The sequence below is a fragment of the Sorangiineae bacterium MSr11954 genome (assembly GCA_037157815.1).
Taxonomy (GTDB): Bacteria; Myxococcota_A; Polyangia; order Polyangiales; family Polyangiaceae; genus Pendulispora; species Pendulispora albinea.
In genome coordinates this window covers 12,053,360-12,072,032 of record CP089984.1, presented here as the reverse complement: position 1 = coordinate 12,072,032, position 18,673 = coordinate 12,053,360, and the positions used below count along the sequence as shown (strand labels likewise).

Here is an 18,673-nt window from a genome sequence, read left to right as displayed (position 1 = left end):
AGACCGCCATGGCACACAAAAAAGGCGCAGGCAGCACGCGCAACGGGCGCGACTCCAACTCGCAGCGCCGCGGCACGAAGGTCTACGGTGGCGAGAAGGTCACCGCGGGCAGCATCCTCGTTCGTCAGGTCGGCACGAGCATCGCAGCCGGCAAGAACGTCGGCGTTGGCAAGGACTACACGCTCTTCTCCCTCGTGGACGGCGTGGTGAAGTACGAGTTCCGCACCAACACGCAGCGCAAGGTGTCGGTCTATCCGGTCGCCGCCGCGGCTGCTGTCAACGAGGAGTGAGCTCCTCCCCCAAGCTGCTCGCCGTCGACCTCGACGGCACCTTGCTCGACGCGCACGGCAACCCGCATCCGCGTGATGCCGAGGCATTGCGCGCGCTCGTCGAGCAAGGAACCCATGTGAGCATCGTCACCGGGCGGCTCTACTCGGGAACACGCGCCAGCGTGCTCAGCTTGGGTCTCTCCGGGCCGATTGGCTGCGTCGATGGCAGCCACCTCGTGAGCGCGGCGACGCACACGACACTGATGCATCACGCCATTCAAGGCGATCACGCGCAGATGCTTCGAGCCATCTTCGCGCGCACCTCGCCGGCGACCTTCGTGTTTGCGCGCGACGCCATCGTCTACGACGAAACGGGCGATCCGTTCCTCGGCTATGTGGCGACCTGGTCGAGCGACGTGCAGAAGTCCACGCGCATCGTCGAGCACGCCGTCTGGGCCGAGCGCGAGGGCTTGACCGCGGTGGTCGCGATCGGCAGCGCCGAACAGATTTCCACCGCCGCCTCGAGCATCCAAGAGGAGCTGCGCGACATCGCGCAGGTGGCGATGTTTCCCATCCGGCGCATCCTCGGCTCGTGGGGTCTCATCGTCCGCGCCGTGGGCGGCAACAAGGGCTCTGCGCTCGAGTGGATCGCCGAGCATCACGGCATCCCGCTCTCGGACACGGTTTGCATTGGCGATTGGCTGAACGACGTGCCCATGTTCGAAAAGGCGGGCCGATCGTTTGCGATGGGCCAAGCTCCGGACGAGGTCAAAGCGGCCGCGACGGACATATTGCACGAGACGAGCGAGGACGGCGGCGGCGTGGCCCGCGTCGTCGAAGAAGTATTCGGCGTTCGCGTTTGATTTTCGAGAGCGCGAGGCCCATGTGTGGGGACATCGTACGGCCGGGCGGGCCTATGGATTCGCCTGAACCTTACGTATAGTAGGCTGAAGCATGTCAAACGATCCGCCCGGGCCGAAGCAGCCCCCCACCGGCACGGTAGCCATGAACGCCCAACCCGAGCTCCCGGGCGCGCCGCCGTACTTGCAGGGCTCGCAGCCGCAGTACGGGCAATATCCGCAGGCGCAGCAGCAGGGCTATCCGCAGCAGTACGGGCAGCCGCAAGATTATGCGCAGCAGCAGGCATATCCGCCGGCGCAGCAGGGCTATGCGCAGCAGGCGTATCCGCAACAGGGCTATCCGCAGGATCCGGCCCAGCAGGCGTATCCGCAGGATCAAGGCCTCGCCCAACAGGGCTACGCCCAGCAGCCGTATCCGCAGCAGGGCTATCCGCAGGATCCGGCCCAGCAGGGCTATGCGCAACAGGGCTACGCCCAGCAGCCGTATCCGCAGCAGGGCTATCCGCAGGATCCGGCCCAGCAGGGCTATGCGCAACAGGCGTATCCGCAGGATCCGGCCCAGCAGGGCTATGCCCAACAGGGCTACGCCCAGCAGCCGTATCCGCAGGATCAAGGCCTCGCCCAACAGGGCTACGCCCAGCAGGGCTACGCGCAACAGGGCTACGCCCAGCAGCCGTATCCGCAGGACCAAGGCCTCGCCCAGCAGGGCTACGCGCAACAGGGCTACGCCCAGCAGCCGTATCCGCAGGACCAAGGCCTCGCCCAGCAGGGCTACGCCCAGCAGGGCTATCCGCCGGATCAAGGCCTCGCCCAACAGGGCTACGCCCAGCAGGGCTATCCGCAGGATCCGGGCTACGCCCAGCAGGGGTACGGGCAGCCGCAAGCCTATTCGCCAAATGGCCAGCAGCCGGGCTACGCGCCCTACGCGCAGCCGCAAGCACCGCAACCGGGTTACCCGCAGCCGCTCGAGGCGCAGCCCCACGCAGGGCACCCGTATCGGCACCACGAGAGCAGCGATCTCTTACCGTGCCCGGAGTGCAATCAGGGCTCTGCCAGCATCAAGAAGTACCAGTACGTCTCGCTGGCCATCTTCCTGTTCGTCTTTCTCTATTGGCGAAGGACCACCAAAGTCGCCTGCGCATCGTGCATGCGCAAAGAGCTATTGGCGAAGACCGGCATTGCCCTGGTGACGGCCCATATCATTTGGCCCATCCTCGTCTTGCCTTGGCACCTGGTGCTCTTTTGTATGAGCTACAGCAAAGGCCATTCGTCCGGCGTTCGGGAGCTCTACATGGCGCCCCCGCCGCCGGCCGCCTAGACGGCTACCCCACGCCCAAAAAGCCGCTGACCTGGTACACGATCAGCGCGGCCGCGTAGGCGATCGCATACGTGTAAGCCAAAACGAACGCCGGCCAGCGGATGCTCTTCGTCTCGCGGCGGATGGCCGCGACTGTGCTCATGCATTGGCAAGCAAAGAGGAAGAACGCGAGGAGCGCCAGCCCGGTGCGCACGGTGTACGCGGGGCTCCCGTCGAGCTTCTTCGTCGTGCGCATGCGCGTCGACAAGGGTGCGGGATCGTCGCTCACGTCCTCGATCCCGTAGATGATGCCCATGGTGCTCACCATGAGCTCCCGCGCGCCAAACGAGCCAATGAGCCCCGCGTTGATGCGCCAATCGAAGCCGACCGGCGATGTGAGCGGCTCGAGCGCCCGGCCCACCATGGCGCCCACGCTTCGCTCGAGCACCAATGTCCGCGCAGGCTCGGTGGAGGTGGAGGACGAGGCCGACGCGGAGGACGCAGCCGATGTCGCGGCGTCTTGCGGCTCGATGCGCGAGGATGCGCCGGGCGCGGGGATCGTCAAAAGGACCCACAAGATCGCGGAGGCGGCCAGAATGCTGGTGCCAATCTCGCGAAGAAAACGCAGCGCAGCGCTCATGGATTGGCGCGCGATCACGCGCGGCTGCGGCGCGCGGTACGCGGGCATCTCCAGCACCAGCGGCAACGTGCGGCCGCGGGTCGCCGTGCGCCGGAGCACCAACGACGCCACCAGCCCCGAGAGGATGCCGGCGAAGTAGAGGCCCACGAAAATGCACGCTTTGAAGAGCGCGTTGCCGGCCGGGAAGAACGTGGTCAGGACCAGCGCGTAGGTCGGAATGCGCGCCGAGCACGTCATGAGCGGGAGCACGAGGATGGTCGTGAGCCGCTCGCGCGGATCGCGGACGATGCGCGTGGCCGAGATGGCCGGCACGGCGCACGCGTGCCCCATGAGGAGCGGCACGAAGGAGCGACCGCTCAAGCCGAGCAGCCGCAAGAGCCGATCGACCAAGAACGCGCCGCGCGCCAGATAACCGCTCGCCTCGAGCAGCTCCATCGCCACCGTCAAGATGACGATCTGGGGCATGAACGCCAGCACCGTCCCCGCGCCGCCGAGGAGACCGTCGCTCACGAACGAGCCGAGGAGCCCGCCGCCGAGCAGCTTCGAGACGCGGGAGCCCAGCGCGCCAATGCCCGCGTCGAGCGCGTTGGTCGTGGGATCGGCCACCAGAAACACCGCGGCGAAGACCAGCGCCATCAGCCCGAGGAAGAGCACGGGCCCCAAGAGCGGGTGCAAGAGCCACCGATCGGCGCGGGCCGTGAGCTCGCGGCGCCGGCGGGCGGCGGCGCTGGCGGATGCCACGTCGGAGACGACCTTGCGGGCGAGGGCGTCGGGCTCCCAGGCCGGCTTCTCGCGAAGGGGATCGTTCGCCTCCAGCGCGCGGGCGGCCGCCTCGCGCACCTTGGCCGAGGTCTGCGGATCGCGCGCGCTGACGGCGAGGACCGGTGCGCCAATGGAGTCCGAAAGGGCAGCCTTGTCGAGCGCGCGCCCTTGCCCTTCGAGGATGTCGCACTGCGAGACGACCACCAAGAGGCGAAAGGGACGCGCCGCGAGCTCGCGCGTCAGGCGCAAGCCCAACGCGAGCTGCGTGGCGTCGATGACTTGAACGACCAGCAGGCGGCGCTCTTCCTCGAGCGCGCGATCCAGAACCCGGCGCGCGATCCCCTCGTCGGTGGCGGGATCGATGACCGACTCCAAGGTGTAGAAGCCCGGCAGGTCCGCCATCGAGACGTCGATGCCGCCGGGCAACGTGAGATCCGCCTCGAGGATGTCGACGGTGATGCCAGGGAAATTTCCGACGTGCGCGCGCGCGCCGGTCACCGCGTTGTAGAGCGACGACTTGCCCGAGTTGGGCCGTCCCACCAGCGCGACCAGGGGTTTGCCGCGGGCCTCGCGCACCTCGTCCCGGCCCTGGGGGCCGTGGCAGCTCGCGTCGTGCTCGGGCCGAGAGAGCTTCGGCGCGCGCGACGAAGGCTCCTCGCGGGCCATGGTCTTCTCGTCGAACGAAGGTTCGGGGGACGGGGGAGCGCTCACGCGCGGACCTCCGGCTCGAGGTGGGCGACGCGAATGGAGCGCGCCAGTTGGCGGTTGAGCGCAAACTCGCCGCCGCTCCCTGTACGTACATGAATGGGGCCGCCAAACAGGGCGCGGCGCAAGACGGTGACCCGCTCGCCCTCGTGAATGCCCACGGCCCGGAGCCACTCCACGAAGTCGGGCTCGAGCTCGAGCGCGAGGACGCGCACGGTCTGGCCCACTTGGGTTTCACCGAGGAAAAGAGGAGACGATGCGCTCATCGGGAATTGTTGAAATCCGTTTTCAACAAGGAGAGGGTAGTCCCCACCTCCTATCACGGCAAGGCTCCGCGCGCGTGTTCCCCTACGAGCTCGGAACGAACTCCTGCAGCGCGACCACGGGGAGCTGGGCGTCGGCCAACGCCGCCAGCACGTCCGGGAGCGCCTTCACGCCGGCCGGCTCGTGATCGCCGCGCTCGGCCGCGTCGTGAAGGAGCACGATGGCGCCGTCGCGCAAACCGCGCCGGATCCGACGCACCACGTCGGGCGCGCGCGCGCGGCCCACGCCGTCGCGCCCGCTGATGCTCCATCCGATGACGGTCAAATCCAGCGCCTCGGCGACGCGCGCGATGATGGGGTTCGTATGGCCAATGGGCGGGCGAAACAGGTCCGGGGCCTCCCCCGTGATCGCGGTGAGCACGTGGATCGCGCGCGTGAGATCGTCGCGCACCCGGCGCTCGCCGCGCAGGGAAAAGAGGCGGTCGTGCGCGTACGAGTGGAGCCCGATGGTGTGCCCGCGCGCGACGATTTCGCGCACGAGCTCGGGGTGCTTCTCCGCTTTTTTGCCGATGACGAAGAAGGTCGCCACCGCGCCGGCGCGGTCGAGGGCGTCCAGGGCGCGCGGCGTCCAGACGGGATCGGGGCCGTCGTCGAAGGTGAGCGCGACCCCGCGCGCATGGCGCGGCCCTTCGATGACGGCGTCCACGAAGACGCGCCATTTCAAAACGAAGACGCCGAGCAGAATCAACGCCATGTAAAGCACCACCGCGCCCACCGCGACCCAAATGGGCGGCGGCGCGATGAACATGGCCCGCACGGCGAGCACCACGGCGGACAGGCTGGCGGCGTAGAGAAGAAGCCGAAACGGAGGCATCCGGCCAGAGCTTACCTCACCCGGGCGATGGCGCCCTCCAACTCCCCGCCATGTTCGAGAATGTCAGGTGCGCTCTCGCATGGCCTTCAACTGCACCGCGGCCTCGGCCGGCGTGATCTCACCGCGCGAGAGCGCCGCGAGGATCGCGTCGATGCGGGCGGCCGCGGGGAGAGCCTCGACGTCGTGTGGCGCGCCCATCGCCTGCACCACGTGATCGAGCCGCGAGACCACCGTTGGGTACGAGATCCCCAAGCGCTGCTCCGTATCTTTGATCTTCCCCCGGCACTCGAGGAACACCTCCACGAACGCACGCTGCTCCCGACTCAGACGGCCCAGACGCCCGCCGTCGAAGTTGCCCTCGATGGCCGTCTTGCACGATTCGCAGTCGAGCCGGCTGATCCGCAGCGGCGAGGAGCATACGGGACAGGTGGTAGGAGCAGGTCGGCTCACCTTGAGAAAATGGCTCTCAGCCATGTCAAAATCAACATCGACATTCACTTAATGCAAGCCCACCTGCTTGGTTCACTGTGACGGGGGGCTGATCTGGATCTCCCCGTGCTTCGCCTCCACATCGAGAACGATGGGGGCGCCGGTCACGGACGGGTAATCGAGCTGCGGTGAGCCAATGGGCGTGCGCGCATGGATCTGCAGCGGAATGCCCGGCGCGAGCTCGACGCGCACCGCGTCCGAGCCGCGAACGCGATGCGTACCCGGATCGAGCGCGCGAACGCCGAGTCGGATCACACCGGCGTGGGTGGTCACGTCGAAGGAGCCGGCGAGCCCGTGCCCATCGATGCGACCCGCTCGCGTCTCCAGGCGCACCTTGCCCGAGACGTTGCCGAGCGAGATGGAGGCAGCCTGGGACTCGATGGAAAGGTCGCACCCGGAGAGGCGCTCCACGTGCACGCGCGCGGCCGCCGAGCGAAGCCTCGCGCGGACCGACGGCGGAACGTGCGCGATCACCCGCGCGTGGAAGGTCGCCTTCAAAACGTTCTCCCAGAACGCGGCGTTCCACCCGTTCTCGTCGTCGTTTCCCCCGCCGTCGCGATCCGGATCGCCGGGTTTCCAAGAATGAAGGACGCGCACCCGGGTGATGCCGCCCGAAGGGTCGATGGCGATCGCGAGCCCTTCGATTCGTTCACCGACCAGCGCGATGAACGGTGTTTCACCTGGGGCGCTCGGGACCACGTCGAGCTGCGCAAATTGCGTCTCGATGTGGAGCAACGGGTGCTCCTCGAGCACGAGGGGACAATGCGTGGAACGAGCAGCCTCTTTGTCCTCGGGTGCAATCATCGCTAAGACCTCCAAAGCTCAGTTCAAGTGCGGTTTCGCCCCGCTTCGAGCCGCAGCGCGGCGCCGCGCCTTCACCTGCGCAGGCGCTTGGCCGGATCGAAGCCACGGGACGGCAAAAGAAGGCTCGATCCCATTGGGGGTCGGCCCGCATTTCATAAAGTGCAGCTAAGTATTCATAAAATCAAGAACGACCTTGATTTTATCAAGGTTTCTACCTCATCGCGATGGACCATTTGCGCCGCAGGGACCGTCCCCTTCCCTGGGGTAAGCAAACGGAGTGTGGGGTCCCCTATGCCGGCCCTCAAGGCAGGACCTGCGAAGGTTGGCAAATCGCGACTCACCAAGGCCGCAAAATCGCGACCTGCCAAGGCGCGCCATGATCACAACGCCTCGACGGCCAAAATCGGGCGCCGTGCGCGCCCCCCGCGACGATTGTCTTTTCAGCTACCGCTTCGAACGTTGGCCAATAGCCACATCGCCATCGGCGCCTTCGTCATTCTTATCGCGTTATCGAATTGTCGCGTTTATCGAGTGGCGTTTTCGCCGGAGTAAGCCGACCTTGTGAACGCCGAAGTGAGTCAAGACAACCAAAGCATTGAGAGAACAATCAAACTACGTTGCATTCGCAAAATAGTCAAACGTCTTCGTCTTGAAAGGACTGCCATAAATGGCGGTTATTTCAAAGCGTTGCAATGAGTTTGGAGTGAATGCAACATGGGCTCGACGCGTTGCAATGACCAAGCACGAATGCATAGTCCCTCGTCCCAATGGGCATGTGCACCATTTCGTCCCTGCGAGGCATCGCCCTAGGGTTTGCCCCTTGGGGACGAGTCAACGATCGTCCCAAACGCTCGGCTACACCTCGGAGGCCCGCTGTGCCAGGAGACAGACTCACCCAGGAGGATCGACGCTGCATTGCCGTATGGCTCACGGAGGGCCTGACCTACACGGAGATGGCCAATCGGCTAAACCGTTCCAAGTCGACGATCACCCGCGAGGTGGCGCGCAACGGCGGGGCCGGCTACCGCGCGGACCATGCGCACCAGATGACCCGGATACGGGCCCGACGTCGCAAGCCGATCCCGCTGCCCGCGACCCCAGCCAACTTCGTCGCGTACGGACGCGACCCCAAAGCGGTGTTCGCATTCGAAAGGCGGCTGGGCGAGCTGTTGATCGGCATGGGGTGCCCGCGCATGGTGGCGAAGATCCTGTCGTGTTTGTTCACCGCCGACTCCGGCAAGCTCACGTCCGCCGAGCTGGTACAGCGGCTCCGGGTCAGCCCGGCCGCCGTGTCCACGGCCGTCGGCTGGGCCGAGGGGCAGGAGCTCCTCGTCCGCGAGCACGGAGCTCGGCGCAAGCAAAGGTATTCACTCGAAAAGTACGGCGGGCACCGTGCCGTTCTCGCCAGCGCCCGCGCCACCCTGCTGCTGGCCGCGATCCACCGTGAGGGCGCGGAAATCCTCGGCCCCACCACGCCCGCGGGCGCCCGAATGGATAAAGCGGGCACCTACCTGCAACTCGTCTCGCAGGATTTGGCAGACTCGGCCGAACGTCGGATGCGCGAAGTCTTCGGCGACTAGGGACAGCGCCGCGTACCTCGAGCGCCATCCCATTCCCGCAGTGCGCTCCTCGCAGAGCATCGTCCACGGGAACCGTTTTTCACGACGCGGCAACAGGATCGCGACGGAGGCGATCGACGTCATCGCGTTCGAAGGTTTTGCCGTGGGGCCGACGCGCAAAGCTCGTCGGGCGGCGGTTTTCGATGATTACCGCTTCGAACGTTTGCCGATGGCCACGTCGGCGTCGACGTCTTCATCGTCTTCGCTCGAAGCCACGCGGGTGCGCTTGCCCGCCGGCGCCTTTTTCTCGGGGAGGCGCGCGCCCTTGGCGCCGGATTTGTCTGCGCTCGCGGCATCTTCCGGCGTGTTGTCGGCCGAATAGAACGCCGCCAAGAAGGCGCCGATCAACGGCAGGGATACGGCGGGGAGCTCCCCCACCCCGCCGATGCCCGCAGCGCCGAGCGGCGCGATGTCCACCTGCAGGTGCAGCCAGTGGCGCATGGCGTACATCAACCCAACACCCACCAGGGCGCCAAAGCCGGCTTTGAGCCCAGCCTCGATCTGGCCGCCTTGGGCCCAGATGGGTTTTCCAGCCACCAGGCCCGTGACCACACCCGTCACCCCCGCGAAGAGGTAGGCCAGGATCTTGGGAAACGCGAGCATGCCAAGCCCTTTGACGACGAGGGCCGCGACGAGCGAGCCCATCACGAGCCCGAGGACGAGGCCGACGAAGATGCGTTTGAGCATGGCGATTCTCAGCGTGACCAGCGTTGGCCGGGGCGTCAACCGCGAAGACGTGCCTGGAGGCGCGTTCGGCGTTCCCCGCGGCGATCTTCGGCTAGCGCGAGCGAAAGGGCCCGCGGATCGTAGATGAGAACGACGAGGCGCTTGCCTCGGGTGACCGCCGTATAAAGAAGATTGCGCGACAGCATGACGAAATGCGCGGTCATCAACGGGAGGACGACCGCCGGATACTCGCTCCCTTGCGATTTGTGGATGCTGACGGCGTAGGCGAGCGCGAGCTCGTCGAGATCGCCGGCTTCGTAAACGGCCCTGCGTTCCTCGTCGTAACGCACGGTGAGGGTGCCTTGTTCCTCATTGAGCTCGACGATCTCGCCCACATCGCCGTTGTAGACCTCGCGGTCGTAGTCGTTTCGCAGCTGCATGACCTTGTCGTGCAAGCGGTACGAGCGGGAGGCGCGCGTGATGGATGGCCCCGTGGGGTTGAGCGCCGCCTGCAGCGCCTCGTTCAAGGCGACGGTGCCCGCGGGGCCGCGATGCATGGGGGTGAGCACTTGAACGTCGTGGCGGGGGTCGAGCCCGAAACGGCGCGGGATGCGCTGGGTGAGCAAACTCACGATGGTGCTCTGCGCGGACTCGGCCGAGTCGCGCTCGATGAGGAAAAAGTCGGCGTCGGGGCGGTTCGAGGCCAAGGGCGGCTCGCCCATGTTGATGCGGTGCGCGCTTTGAACGATGAGGCTTTGCTCGGCCTGCCGGAAAATCTGGGTGAGCCGCACGCACGGGATGGCGCCCGACGCGATCACGTCGCGAAGGAACGCGCCCGGGCCCACGCTCGGGAGCTGATCGACGTCCCCCACGAGGACGAGGCGCGTGCCATCGGTGAGCGCCTGCGTGATGGCGTCGGCCATGGTCAGATCGATCATCGAGGCCTCGTCGACCACCAGCGCGTCGCACTCGAGCGGCGATTGCTTGTTTCGTTTGAACTCCGATCGTTTGGGCTCGAACTCGAGCAAGCGATGCACCGTCGACGCAGGGCGGCCGGTCGACTCCGAGAGGCGCTTGGCCGCGCGCCCCGTGGGCGCGCAGAGTCGAAAGTCGATGTTCTCGCGATCGAGCACCGAGAGGATCGCGCGGACGATGGTGGTCTTGCCCACGCCGGGTCCCCCGGTGATCACCAGCACCGGGTTGTCCGCCGCCCGCGCCACCGCCTCGCGCTGCTCCGGCGCCAGCTCCACGTCGGCGCGCCGCTCGAACTCGGCCACCGCCTGGGCCGCCCCCCCGAGCGGGCGCGCGCTCGCCCCCGCGAGCTCTTTGAGCCGCTCGGCCACGCGCACCTCGGCGGCGTGCATCTTGGCGAGGAACACCAGCGGCTCGCCGTCCGCGAGCTCGGCCACCACATAACGACCGCGCACCAGCGCACGAAGCGCTTCGCGCACCCGCTCCGGCGTGTCGGCCGCGTCGAGCTCGGCGAGCTCGAGGAGAGCCATCGCGTGCGCGACCGCGTCCTCCACCGACAGACAGGTGTGGCCCGACTCCAGGGCGTCGTTGAGCGTCTGCATCAACCCGGCCTGCATGCGCGCCGGCGAGTCGTTCTCCACCCCCAGCTCGCGGGCGATGCGGTCCGCGGTCTTGAAGCCGATGCCCCACACATCCATGGCCAGCCGGTACGGCTCGGTGGAGACGATGCGCACGGCGTTCGCGCCGTAGCGCTTGTAAATGCGGCCGGCCAGCGCCCCCGAGGCGCCGTGCGCTTGCAGAAAGACCATCACCTCGCGCACCGCCCGCTGCTCGCGCCAAGCTTTGGTCACGCTGTCCGAGCGCTTCTTTCCGAGGCCGTCGACCTCCGCGAGCCGCTCGGGCTCTTCGTCGAGCACGCGCAAGGTGTCCATCCCGAAGTGGGCCACGATCTTCTTCGCGTACCCCTCGCCGATGCCCTTGATGAGGCCGGAGCCGAGGTAACGTTCGACCCCCACCAAGGTGGTGGGCAGGAGCTCGGTGACCCCCAGCGCGCGCAGCTGCTCGCCGTGCTTTCGATCGCGCTCGAAACGGCCGCGCACCCGCACCCGCGTGCCCGCCGCGACCGGTGGAATGGTGCCGACCACCGTCAAAAGATCGGCGCCCGGGCTCCCATCTCGGGCCAATTTGAGCACCCGGAACCCCGACTCGGCGCTCTCGAACGTCACGCGCTCGATCTCGCCCTCCACCGTGACCTCCTCGCCGCCGCTGTTGCCGCTGCTCGGACCGCGGGCGGACGCGAGCGTCTTTCCGCCGGCGCGAAGCGGCATCGTCACGGGTTTGCGGGTGGCCACGTCCCTCATCTTCGGGCAAATGGCGCGCCTTTGGCGAAGGTTCAGGTTTCCTGGGTGCAATTTTTGCGAACACGCATTATTTGAGCGGCGTGGCCCTTGCGACCTATGCCCTTCTCTGCTTCGGGTCGCTCTTTTCCATCGTCGACCCGTTCGCGGCGCTCCCCGTTTTTCTCGCGCTGACGGGCGGTCAGCCGCCCGAATCTCAAAAGCGCACGGCCCTGCGCGCGTCCTTGACCGTCCTCGTTCTTTTGCTCACGTTCGGTCTGGCGGGCTCGCTCATTTTCAAGTTCTTCGGCATCACCATGTCGGCGTTCAAGATCGCCGGCGGCATCGTCCTCTTCGGGCTCGGCCTCGAAATGATGCGCGCCAAAGACTCTCCGATGCGCAGCACCAAAGAAGAGCGCCACGAGGCGGAGGCGAAACAAGACGTGGGGGTCATCCCCATCGGCATTCCGCTGCTCTCGGGCCCCGGCTCCATCGCGACCACCATGGTGCTCGTCGGAAAATCCGAGGGCCCCGCGCAGCACGTGGCCATCTTCATCGCCATCGGCGCGGTCGCCTTCTTCACCTTCTTGATCCTGCGCTCGGCCACCTTGGTGGAGCGCGTGCTGGGCCGAACCGGCATCAACTTGATCGGCCGCATCATGGGCCTGATCCTCGCCGCCCTGGCGATGCAGTTCATCATCGACGGCGTGCGCGAAGCCTTCCCGAAGCTGGTCGGTTGACTCGGCGCACGCGCTGGGTCGGGGCGGCGGCCGGCACGTTCCGCGCGCGCCGCGCGGTCAGGTACCGCCGTCGGGTTTCGCCAAGGGGATCCCCCATTTCGCCGAGAGGTAGGACTGGATCTTCAGATGGTCGGCTTCCGGAAGCTGGCGATCGAAGGCGATGACCTCGCCGATGTAGCCGTTGAAATAATTTCCGCCGATGTTGGGGTAGATGCTGATGCCCAAGAACGAAGCGGCGCCAAAGCCATACTTCTGAGTCTCGTTGGCCGCCGTCGCGGGCCGCTCGACCCCGTTGAAGTAAGCGAACCACTTGTTGGGGGCCGAGACGACCCCGAAGATGCGCGGCTCCCAATAATGCCCTCTCTCGACGACCTTGGACTCGTTGTAAGGGGTGCCCGTATTTCCGAAGGTATCCCACCACTCGGCGTAGTCGTTGTCGCGATACCAGCTCGGATGCTGCGGGTTGTACGAACCGAATTGCCAAAGCCCGTAGCTGATGACGCCCGCGTCATCCGTATTCGCGATCTGCACGGTCTGATAGACGATGAACGCCTCCGCGGCCGACAGACCCTGCAGCGTTTTCCCTTTGAGGCACTGTTTGTCCACCCGATTGAAATGGAGGGCGCTCTTGGTGCGTTGGTTCAGGGCCGCCAGGTCGAACGTCGGGGCCGCGCAGCCCTCCGCCGGCACCGGCGCAAAGTCACGCGCGTTGGGCGATTTGTCCGCCCACTTCGTGACCGTCTCGTCGGTGCCCGGCTTGACCCGCTGGACCGCGTTCGAATCGGCACCATCGAGCCAAAAGACGAGCCCCGCGACCGATTTGGGTGTGTCGACCGGGGTCCCCCCATCGCCGGGCGGCGGACGATACGCATCCTGGTCTCCGCCCTGGCCGCCATCGGGAATACCGGGCAACGCCCCCGGCTCGTCGCCGACGCAAGCTGCGGCGAGCATCACCCCGGCGGAGGACGCACATAGAACGGCGATCGTCATGGCAGAACTGCGTTTCATGAGCCCCCGCGTTCTCATTTGCCACCGTCGAGCGAGATCCCCCACTTCGTGGAGAGGTACGAGGCAACTGCGTCGTGTTCGGCGGTGGTGAGCTTTTGACCGTAGACGATCACTTCGGCGATCAAGCCATTGAAGAAATCATCGGGGGCCGCCGCCTCCGAGAGGTGGCTGTTGAGGGTCCCGCCCACCACGGTGGGTCCATTCGGAAAGCCAAAGCTCCCCGCCTTGGTCCCGCGCTGGATTCCGTCCACGGACGCGGTCCACTCCTGCGCGTTGGAAATGACATTGAGGATATGCGGCGTAAACATTTCATTCGCGGGCGGCGGCCAAAAGAGGCCCTGCTCGGGCGGCTTTCCGGGCTCTACTTTGTTGTAAGCAAATGAGTCGTGCCAAGCGTTGTCATGGGCCGGGTGGTAGGAGCCGACGTCGGCGAACTGCCACATCCCGTAGCTGACGAGCGTCGCCGCATCCGGCGGTACGTATTGCTTGGTTTGCGCGACGAGGAACGCCTCCGCCCCGGACAATCCAAGAAAGGACGGCCCTTTGAGGTATTGCTTGCTCAACCTGGTGAAGGAGAGCGCGGATCGTCCGTTGAAAATATTCTTCACGAAGAGCGGGGAGCTCGCGCCCACCGATTCGAAGTGGCGAGGCGGCGTCGAGGGCGACTTGTCGAGCCACGCGGTCACATTTTCATTGCGGCCGGGGTCGGCCCGCCGAACGCGATCCGGATCGTCGCCGTCCAGCCAGAGGACCAACCCGGGAATGGTCGCAGGCAAGCCCTGTGAGCGACCGGCGTCGCCGGCGTCGAGGCCGGGATTGAAGACGTCGTGGTCGCCCGAGTCCGCGTTGGTGCTCGGGAGCGCACCGGGTTCGTCGCCGATGCATGCGGCCGCGAAGAAGCCGCCGGCCGCGGAGAGCGTGAGAACGATGGCAAGAGAGAGTGCACGCTTCATGATTTCGCTCAAAACGTAAACGCGGCGCTCGCGCCTGCGGTGTTGGGTGAGAGGAGGGGCATCACACGCGCCGACGAGGCCCCGCGGTGCGATTCTTTGGAGCTGACGACCAGGTAAACGCCGATGCCCGTGGCCACGAGACCGGCCGCGCCGGCGATGATGCCGATGGTCTGGTTCGACTTGGCGTCGTCGTGATCTTTGACGGCGGCGTCGTGCTGAACTTGCGCGTTGGCCGCGTCACCGTTGGCGATGTAATCGAGCGCGCGGTTTTGCTCGCGGTCGGATTTGTCGGCGAAGAGCTTGGCCCGGACGCCGAAGACGATCCCGGTGCCGAGCGCCAAAATGCCGGCGCCGCCCACGATGTAGCCCAGATTGCGCCGCCGCTGGAGCGCGCTCCGCTCGTCCGAGTCGGCCTGTATTTCCTCCTTTGGAAAGACGGCGACCGATGCTTCGGTGGGCTGCTCCGAGGCCACGTCTTGGAGCGCGGGGACGGGCACGCGGGTGGTGCCGGGGCCGGGTTGGAAGGTGACCTTTTGCGCCCACGCCTTTTTCTTGGGCGCCGTCACGTACAGCTCGTGCTCGCCGGGATCGACGGGGATCGGTGTGCCCAGGGCGACGACGCCAAAGGACTGACCATCCAGCTTCACCTCGGTGCCGGCCGGCGCCTGCGGGATGTCGATGACCACGTTGCGCAGGAGCTTTTCGAGGGCGCTCGCGTGCTCGCGGGCAAACGCCTCGCGCTCCCTCTGCCCCGCGCGCCCGGCCGCCGCGGCGGCCTCGGTAAATTCAGCCCACGCGGTGGCCGTTTTTCCCTCTTTTTCGTGGCAGTTGGCCAGGTTGATCAAGGTGCCCGTCGTGGGATCCAGCTTCTGGCTGCCGGCGAACTTGATGCATGCATCATGCACCTTTCCGGCCTCCATCAAGCGCTGGCCCTCGCGGTAGAGCGCCTCCGCGGCCGCCGCCGAGCCTTGCGCGTGCGCGGCCGGCGCGGCCAGGGCAGCCCCAGTGAACAATAGTGCCGTAGTTGTAATCCTTCGGCGGATCCTTGCCGTCCCCTTCATGACCACCCTCTCCTCGATGTGTGTCGTTCAGTTTCGCGTGTCTTTGGTCGGATCGAACGCCGGCTTGCTCGGCGAGGCCTGCGATGCGCTGGGTGCTGGCGTCGACGACGCGGCCGCGGGACCGTGCTTGCGCGTCGAGCGCGAAGGCTTGGCGCCTGCATCGGCCGCGGGGACCGAGTCTTTCTCCGCGACATTCGCGGAGGTCGCGGAGCTTGCGGGTTCCGCCGCCGGTGCGCCGGAGGATGGCTCGCCCGCCGTTTGCGATGCGCCCGGCGCCGGGAGCACCGTTGCCGCGGGCGCGGGGGCCGTCTTGGTGGGCGCGACGTCGGAGGGTGCGATGGCGGTCGGCGTGTCCCTTCGGTTTCCGGTGAAGAAGAAGATGGCGAAGATGCTGCCGCCCACCACAAAGGCCACGGGGATGATCAACAAGAACGGCAGCCACGTGCGCTTTTGCACGGGCAGCGCCGGCCCTGTCGACGATCCGGTTCGAACGTCGCCCCACCCTTGCGTGGTTTGCGCGCTCCGCTCCGGCGTGGGCGCGGGGGTGTTCGCGGGCGCCGGGGTGTTGACGAACGGCTTGGGCGCGGGGGTGTTCGCGAACGGGTTGGGCGCCGGCGTGCTGGAGAAGTGATGGGGCGCCGGCGTGTTGGCGAAAGGTCCCTGGGGCGCCTGGGTGGGAAAGGTGCCGGCGCCCAGCATGCCGGAGGTGATGGCCGGAAGACCGGCGAAGGCGCGAATGCGCTCGACCGATCCGGCCGCGCGGGAGCCAAACGGCGCAAGCCCCAGCGCCAGCTCGAGCGTGTCCGCGATGCGCCGCTGGGGATCGCGCTCCAAGCAGCGGTGAACGACGGCGGCGAGGGCCGGCGGGATATCGGGCCGGTGCTGCACGATGGGAATCGGGTTTTGCTCGAGGATGGCCGCAAAGAGCTCGCCCAACGCCTCACCGTGGTACGGGAGGACGCCGGCGAGCATCTCGTAGAGGATGACGCCGACCGACCAGATATCCGAGCGGCGGTCGACGTTCTTGGCGCTCCGGAGCTGCTCGGGCGACATGTAGAGCGGGGAGCCGAGGGTCGATCGGGTGGACGTCAGCGCATGATCGGCGCTGGGCTCGATGAGCGAGTTGCTCACCTTGGAGATGCCGAAGTCGAGGACCTTGACCGTCTCGGTGCCGTGGCTGCGGCGCGCGAGGAAGAGATTTCCCGGCTTCAAATCGCGGTGCACGATCCCCTGGTGGTGCGCCTCGGCGACGGCCTCCAGCGCTTCCAAGACGAAGTCGACCGCGTGCACGACCGGCATGCGCGGGTGACGGCGCAAAAGCTCCGCCAGATCCGCCCCTTCGAGCAGCTCGAGGACCATGTACGCGAGCCCGTCGGGCGTGCGCCCGGCCGCATACACGCGCGCAACGTGCTCCCCCTCGATCCGCGCCGCCGCCCGCCCTTCGTTGACGAATCGGGTGACCGCCTGCGGGATGCTCGCGATGTGCGGAAGCAGAAGCTTAATGGCGACCCTTCGCGCCAAATCGACATCTACCGCAGCGTACACGGCGCCCATGCCACCCTTCCCGATGAGGCGCTCGATGCGGTATTTCTCGAGAAAAAGGTCGCCCGGCTCCAAGAATCCCGTCACCCGGCGAAGGGTACGCGAGTCCCTCGTGGACTCAAGTAGCAGGTGGAAAAGCGCACCCGCCCGTCCGATCGCTCAACTTCACCTTTCCCTTCGGTCGTCGGGTCAAAGTCGTTGCGCGAAAAATAAAAAAACGAAGCCATCGAGGCTGGCGGGGAGCGCCGACGAGGCAGGTCGCACCGCCGCCGGGCGGTGGCGGTAGGTCGATCGCACCGTCGCGCGCCGACGAGGAGTCGTGTCGTAGACGGATGAGGCAGCGCTGCGGCTAGGTCGGCAGCGCCGTGGGATCGCGCAAGATGGCGTCGGTAAAGCGCGTGCGCAGATAGAAGCCGCGGGGCACGGTGGCGATGGGCTCTCCCTCGGGGCCGTGGGCCAGGGTGCGCGCGCGTCCATGCGCCGCTTTTGGGCGCACTTGCAGCCAGCGCCCGGTGCGGGCGGTCAGTCGTTCGATGCCGCCGCTGGCGATGATGCCCATCGCGTCGTCGAAGTCACCGGCGAAGACCGCCTCTTGGTCGCGCGAGGGGCGCCAGAAGACCGGCTCGAGGAGTACGCGCTCGTCCCACGCGGCGTGCTCGCGCGTGAGGATCGGCAGCCACAAGACGTGCGACAGCTTGGTGCGCACCCAGGAGCTCTGCCACTCCATCGCGTCGGCGTCGCCCAGCGGCAGCGCGCACACGAAGGTGGACTCGCGCGGCTTCCCGCGGTCGTCGACCGGCACGGTCTTCAGCTCGATCCCCAGGTGCGGAAAGTCGAGCAAGCTCCCCGGATCGGCGCGCGCATCGAGGCTCGCACGCCCGGGAACGGGGCCGGCGCCCAGCGCGCGCTCCACCAGCTCGCCGGCCTTGCCCTTGGTGTGAACGGCGGCGTCGCCGAGCTGAAAGCGCAGCTCGCGCGCCAGATCGCCCAAGGTGCGACCGGCCAGGCAAAGGGCGCGCACCCGCAGCTCGTGCTCGTCGCGGGGCGGCGGCGCGCGGTTCGATTTCATGGGAGTGACGTTCTCATTGACGGTCGCAGATGCACTCAGACGGAGAGCACGCGAACGTCGGGAAAGAACGCACGAAGCTTTTCGAGATCGTCCACGTCGCTGGTGTATACGATATCGCCGCGCGATGCCGCGGAAGCCATCACGATCGCGTCGACCACGGTTGATCCCTTCACCTTCGCGAGCGCCTCGCCGGCAAGACTGGCCAGCGACTCGGAGAGTATTTCAACGAGTAAACCGCTCTTGATATGCTCTCGAGCGTCCGCTCGACCACGCCACCACTCCGCGATGACGGCCGTCGGAACCGTAATCGGAACGTTGCAAATCCGAGCCTCACGATAGACGCGCCACGCACGCTGGTTTCGGCGCTCCAGCGCAATCAACACGCCCGTATCGAAGGTCAGCCCCGGCAAGGTCACGCGGCCTTCTTTCGTCGCGATTTTTTGGCCTTGCTAGCTAGAGTCCACCCCTCCGCCCACTCCGCCCGAATCGCCGCGGACTCCTCGGGGGTCGGCTCGGGGCCGCCGTACCACTTCCAAGCCCGCTCGAACGCCGCCTGGCGCTTGGCCTCTTTCGCGAGCTCCGTGATCAGCGCCGACACGTTGCCTTGGTACTTGCGATCCGCTTCCTCCCTCAGGAACTGCTTCGTCTCCGGATCGAGCGAAATCCCAAACGTCTCCGTGGCCCCAGCCCGGCGCTTCTTCATGCCAAGCACTGTAGCAGAATACGTGCACCCCGCACGCGAA

The 18,673-nt window shown here is 66.7% G+C and carries 19 protein-coding genes; 5 read left to right on the top strand and 14 right to left on the bottom strand.

The window, feature by feature from the left end:
• The first annotated feature begins 8 nt into the window (after positions 1–8).
• From rpmA to LZC94_47780, 3 genes are all read left to right on the top strand, one after another.
• Positions 9–290 (top strand): 50S ribosomal protein L27, encoded by a 282-nt coding sequence (gene rpmA / locus LZC94_47790; protein ID WXB15512.1) that lies wholly within the window; start codon positions 9–11, stop codon positions 288–290.
• Complete coding sequence (locus LZC94_47785; GenBank protein ID WXB15511.1) at positions 287–1,132, top strand: HAD hydrolase family protein; 846 nt, start codon at positions 287–289, stop codon at positions 1,130–1,132. Before rpmA ends, LZC94_47785 begins: the two co-directional genes overlap by 4 nt.
• Positions 1,133–1,223: 91 nt before the next feature.
• A complete protein-coding gene (locus tag LZC94_47780) occupies positions 1,224–2,447 on the top strand; it encodes a hypothetical protein (protein WXB20383.1) in 1,224 nt (407 codons plus the stop codon).
• Positions 2,448–2,451: 4 nt separating this feature from the next.
• On the opposite strand, the gene LZC94_47775 is transcribed toward LZC94_47780, so the two are convergent.
• The 5 genes from LZC94_47775 to LZC94_47755 form a co-directional block, all read right to left on the bottom strand.
• Positions 2,452–4,539 carry a ferrous iron transporter B gene (locus LZC94_47775; GenBank protein WXB15510.1) on the bottom strand — a complete coding sequence of 696 codons (2,088 nt, stop codon included), beginning with the start codon at positions 4,537–4,539 and terminating at the stop codon, positions 2,452–2,454.
• A complete protein-coding gene (locus LZC94_47770) occupies positions 4,536–4,799 on the bottom strand; it encodes a FeoA domain-containing protein (protein ID WXB15509.1) in 264 nt (87 codons plus the stop codon). Before LZC94_47770 ends, LZC94_47775 begins: the two co-directional genes overlap by 4 nt.
• Before the next feature lie 82 nt (positions 4,800–4,881).
• Positions 4,882–5,670 (bottom strand): polysaccharide deacetylase family protein, encoded by a 789-nt coding sequence (locus tag LZC94_47765; GenBank protein WXB15508.1) that lies wholly within the window; start codon positions 5,668–5,670, stop codon positions 4,882–4,884.
• 63 nt (positions 5,671–5,733) lie between these two features.
• The gene (locus LZC94_47760) at positions 5,734–6,144 is read right to left on the bottom strand and encodes a DUF2089 domain-containing protein (GenBank protein WXB15507.1); all 411 of its coding nucleotides are present in this window, start codon (positions 6,142–6,144) and stop codon (positions 5,734–5,736) included.
• A 48-nt stretch (positions 6,145–6,192) separates the two neighbouring features.
• Positions 6,193–6,963, bottom strand: a complete 771-nt coding sequence (locus tag LZC94_47755; GenBank protein WXB15506.1) for a hypothetical protein — start codon at positions 6,961–6,963, stop codon at positions 6,193–6,195.
• 953 nt (positions 6,964–7,916) lie between these two features.
• Here LZC94_47755 and LZC94_47750 point away from each other — a divergent pair.
• Positions 7,917–8,543: a MarR family transcriptional regulator gene (locus tag LZC94_47750; GenBank protein WXB15505.1), complete on the top strand. Its 627-nt coding sequence runs from the start codon at positions 7,917–7,919 to the stop codon at positions 8,541–8,543.
• A 186-nt stretch (positions 8,544–8,729) separates the two neighbouring features.
• On the opposite strand, the gene LZC94_47745 is transcribed toward LZC94_47750, so the two are convergent.
• Complete coding sequence (locus LZC94_47745; protein ID WXB15504.1) at positions 8,730–9,269, bottom strand: hypothetical protein; 540 nt, start codon at positions 9,267–9,269, stop codon at positions 8,730–8,732.
• A gap of 35 nt (positions 9,270–9,304) precedes the next feature.
• Positions 9,305–11,572 carry an ATP-dependent RecD-like DNA helicase gene (locus LZC94_47740; protein WXB15503.1) on the bottom strand — a complete coding sequence of 756 codons (2,268 nt, stop codon included), beginning with the start codon at positions 11,570–11,572 and terminating at the stop codon, positions 9,305–9,307.
• A gap of 89 nt (positions 11,573–11,661) precedes the next feature.
• On the opposite strand from LZC94_47740, the gene LZC94_47735 reads away from it, so the two are divergent.
• Positions 11,662–12,297 carry a MarC family protein gene (locus LZC94_47735; GenBank protein ID WXB15502.1) on the top strand — a complete coding sequence of 212 codons (636 nt, stop codon included), beginning with the start codon at positions 11,662–11,664 and terminating at the stop codon, positions 12,295–12,297.
• Between the two features lie 57 nt (positions 12,298–12,354).
• Here the strand turns inward: LZC94_47735 and LZC94_47730 are convergent, their stop codons facing one another.
• The 7 genes from LZC94_47730 to LZC94_47700 form a co-directional block, all read right to left on the bottom strand.
• Complete coding sequence (locus tag LZC94_47730; GenBank protein ID WXB15501.1) at positions 12,355–13,305, bottom strand: hypothetical protein; 951 nt, start codon at positions 13,303–13,305, stop codon at positions 12,355–12,357.
• A gap of 14 nt (positions 13,306–13,319) precedes the next feature.
• On the bottom strand, positions 13,320–14,258 hold the full coding sequence (locus LZC94_47725) for a LamG domain-containing protein (GenBank protein WXB15500.1): 939 nt from the start codon (positions 14,256–14,258) through the stop codon (positions 13,320–13,322).
• A gap of 8 nt (positions 14,259–14,266) precedes the next feature.
• Positions 14,267–15,271 carry a hypothetical protein gene (locus LZC94_47720; protein ID WXB15499.1) on the bottom strand — a complete coding sequence of 335 codons (1,005 nt, stop codon included), beginning with the start codon at positions 15,269–15,271 and terminating at the stop codon, positions 14,267–14,269.
• 75 nt (positions 15,272–15,346) lie between these two features.
• Positions 15,347–16,948, bottom strand: coding sequence for a protein kinase (locus tag LZC94_47715; protein WXB15498.1), 1,602 nt, complete (start codon positions 16,946–16,948; stop codon positions 15,347–15,349).
• Positions 16,949–17,210: 262 nt separating this feature from the next.
• Positions 17,211–17,930: a DNA mismatch repair protein MutH gene (locus LZC94_47710; protein WXB15497.1), complete on the bottom strand. Its 720-nt coding sequence runs from the start codon at positions 17,928–17,930 to the stop codon at positions 17,211–17,213.
• A 35-nt stretch (positions 17,931–17,965) separates the two neighbouring features.
• Entirely contained in the window at positions 17,966–18,340 is a 375-nt protein-coding gene (locus tag LZC94_47705; GenBank protein WXB15496.1) for a hypothetical protein, read from the bottom strand.
• A 2-nt stretch (positions 18,341–18,342) separates the two neighbouring features.
• Positions 18,343–18,633, bottom strand: a complete 291-nt coding sequence (locus LZC94_47700) for a hypothetical protein (protein WXB15495.1) — start codon at positions 18,631–18,633, stop codon at positions 18,343–18,345.
• Positions 18,634–18,673 lie beyond the last annotated feature (40 nt).

Coding starts and splice junctions, on each gene's coding strand:
- rpmA (WXB15512.1), top strand. CDS start 9: ATGGCACACAAAAAAGGCGCAGGCAGCACGCGCAACGGGCGCGACTCC.
- LZC94_47780 (WXB20383.1), top strand. CDS start 1,224: ATGTCAAACGATCCGCCCGGGCCGAAGCAGCCCCCCACCGGCACGGTA.
- LZC94_47770 (WXB15509.1), bottom strand. CDS start 4,799: ATGAGCGCATCGTCTCCTCTTTTCCTCGGTGAAACCCAAGTGGGCCAG.
- LZC94_47765 (WXB15508.1), bottom strand. CDS start 5,670: ATGCCTCCGTTTCGGCTTCTTCTCTACGCCGCCAGCCTGTCCGCCGTG.
- LZC94_47760 (WXB15507.1), bottom strand. CDS start 6,144: ATGGCTGAGAGCCATTTTCTCAAGGTGAGCCGACCTGCTCCTACCACC.
- LZC94_47755 (WXB15506.1), bottom strand. CDS start 6,963: ATGATTGCACCCGAGGACAAAGAGGCTGCTCGTTCCACGCATTGTCCC.
- LZC94_47750 (WXB15505.1), top strand. CDS start 7,917: ATGGCCAATCGGCTAAACCGTTCCAAGTCGACGATCACCCGCGAGGTG.
- LZC94_47745 (WXB15504.1), bottom strand. CDS start 9,269: ATGCTCAAACGCATCTTCGTCGGCCTCGTCCTCGGGCTCGTGATGGGC.
- LZC94_47730 (WXB15501.1), bottom strand. CDS start 13,305: ATGAAACGCAGTTCTGCCATGACGATCGCCGTTCTATGTGCGTCCTCC.
- LZC94_47725 (WXB15500.1), bottom strand. CDS start 14,258: ATGAAGCGTGCACTCTCTCTTGCCATCGTTCTCACGCTCTCCGCGGCC.
- LZC94_47710 (WXB15497.1), bottom strand. CDS start 17,930: ATGAAATCGAACCGCGCGCCGCCGCCCCGCGACGAGCACGAGCTGCGG.
- LZC94_47700 (WXB15495.1), bottom strand. CDS start 18,633: ATGAAGAAGCGCCGGGCTGGGGCCACGGAGACGTTTGGGATTTCGCTC.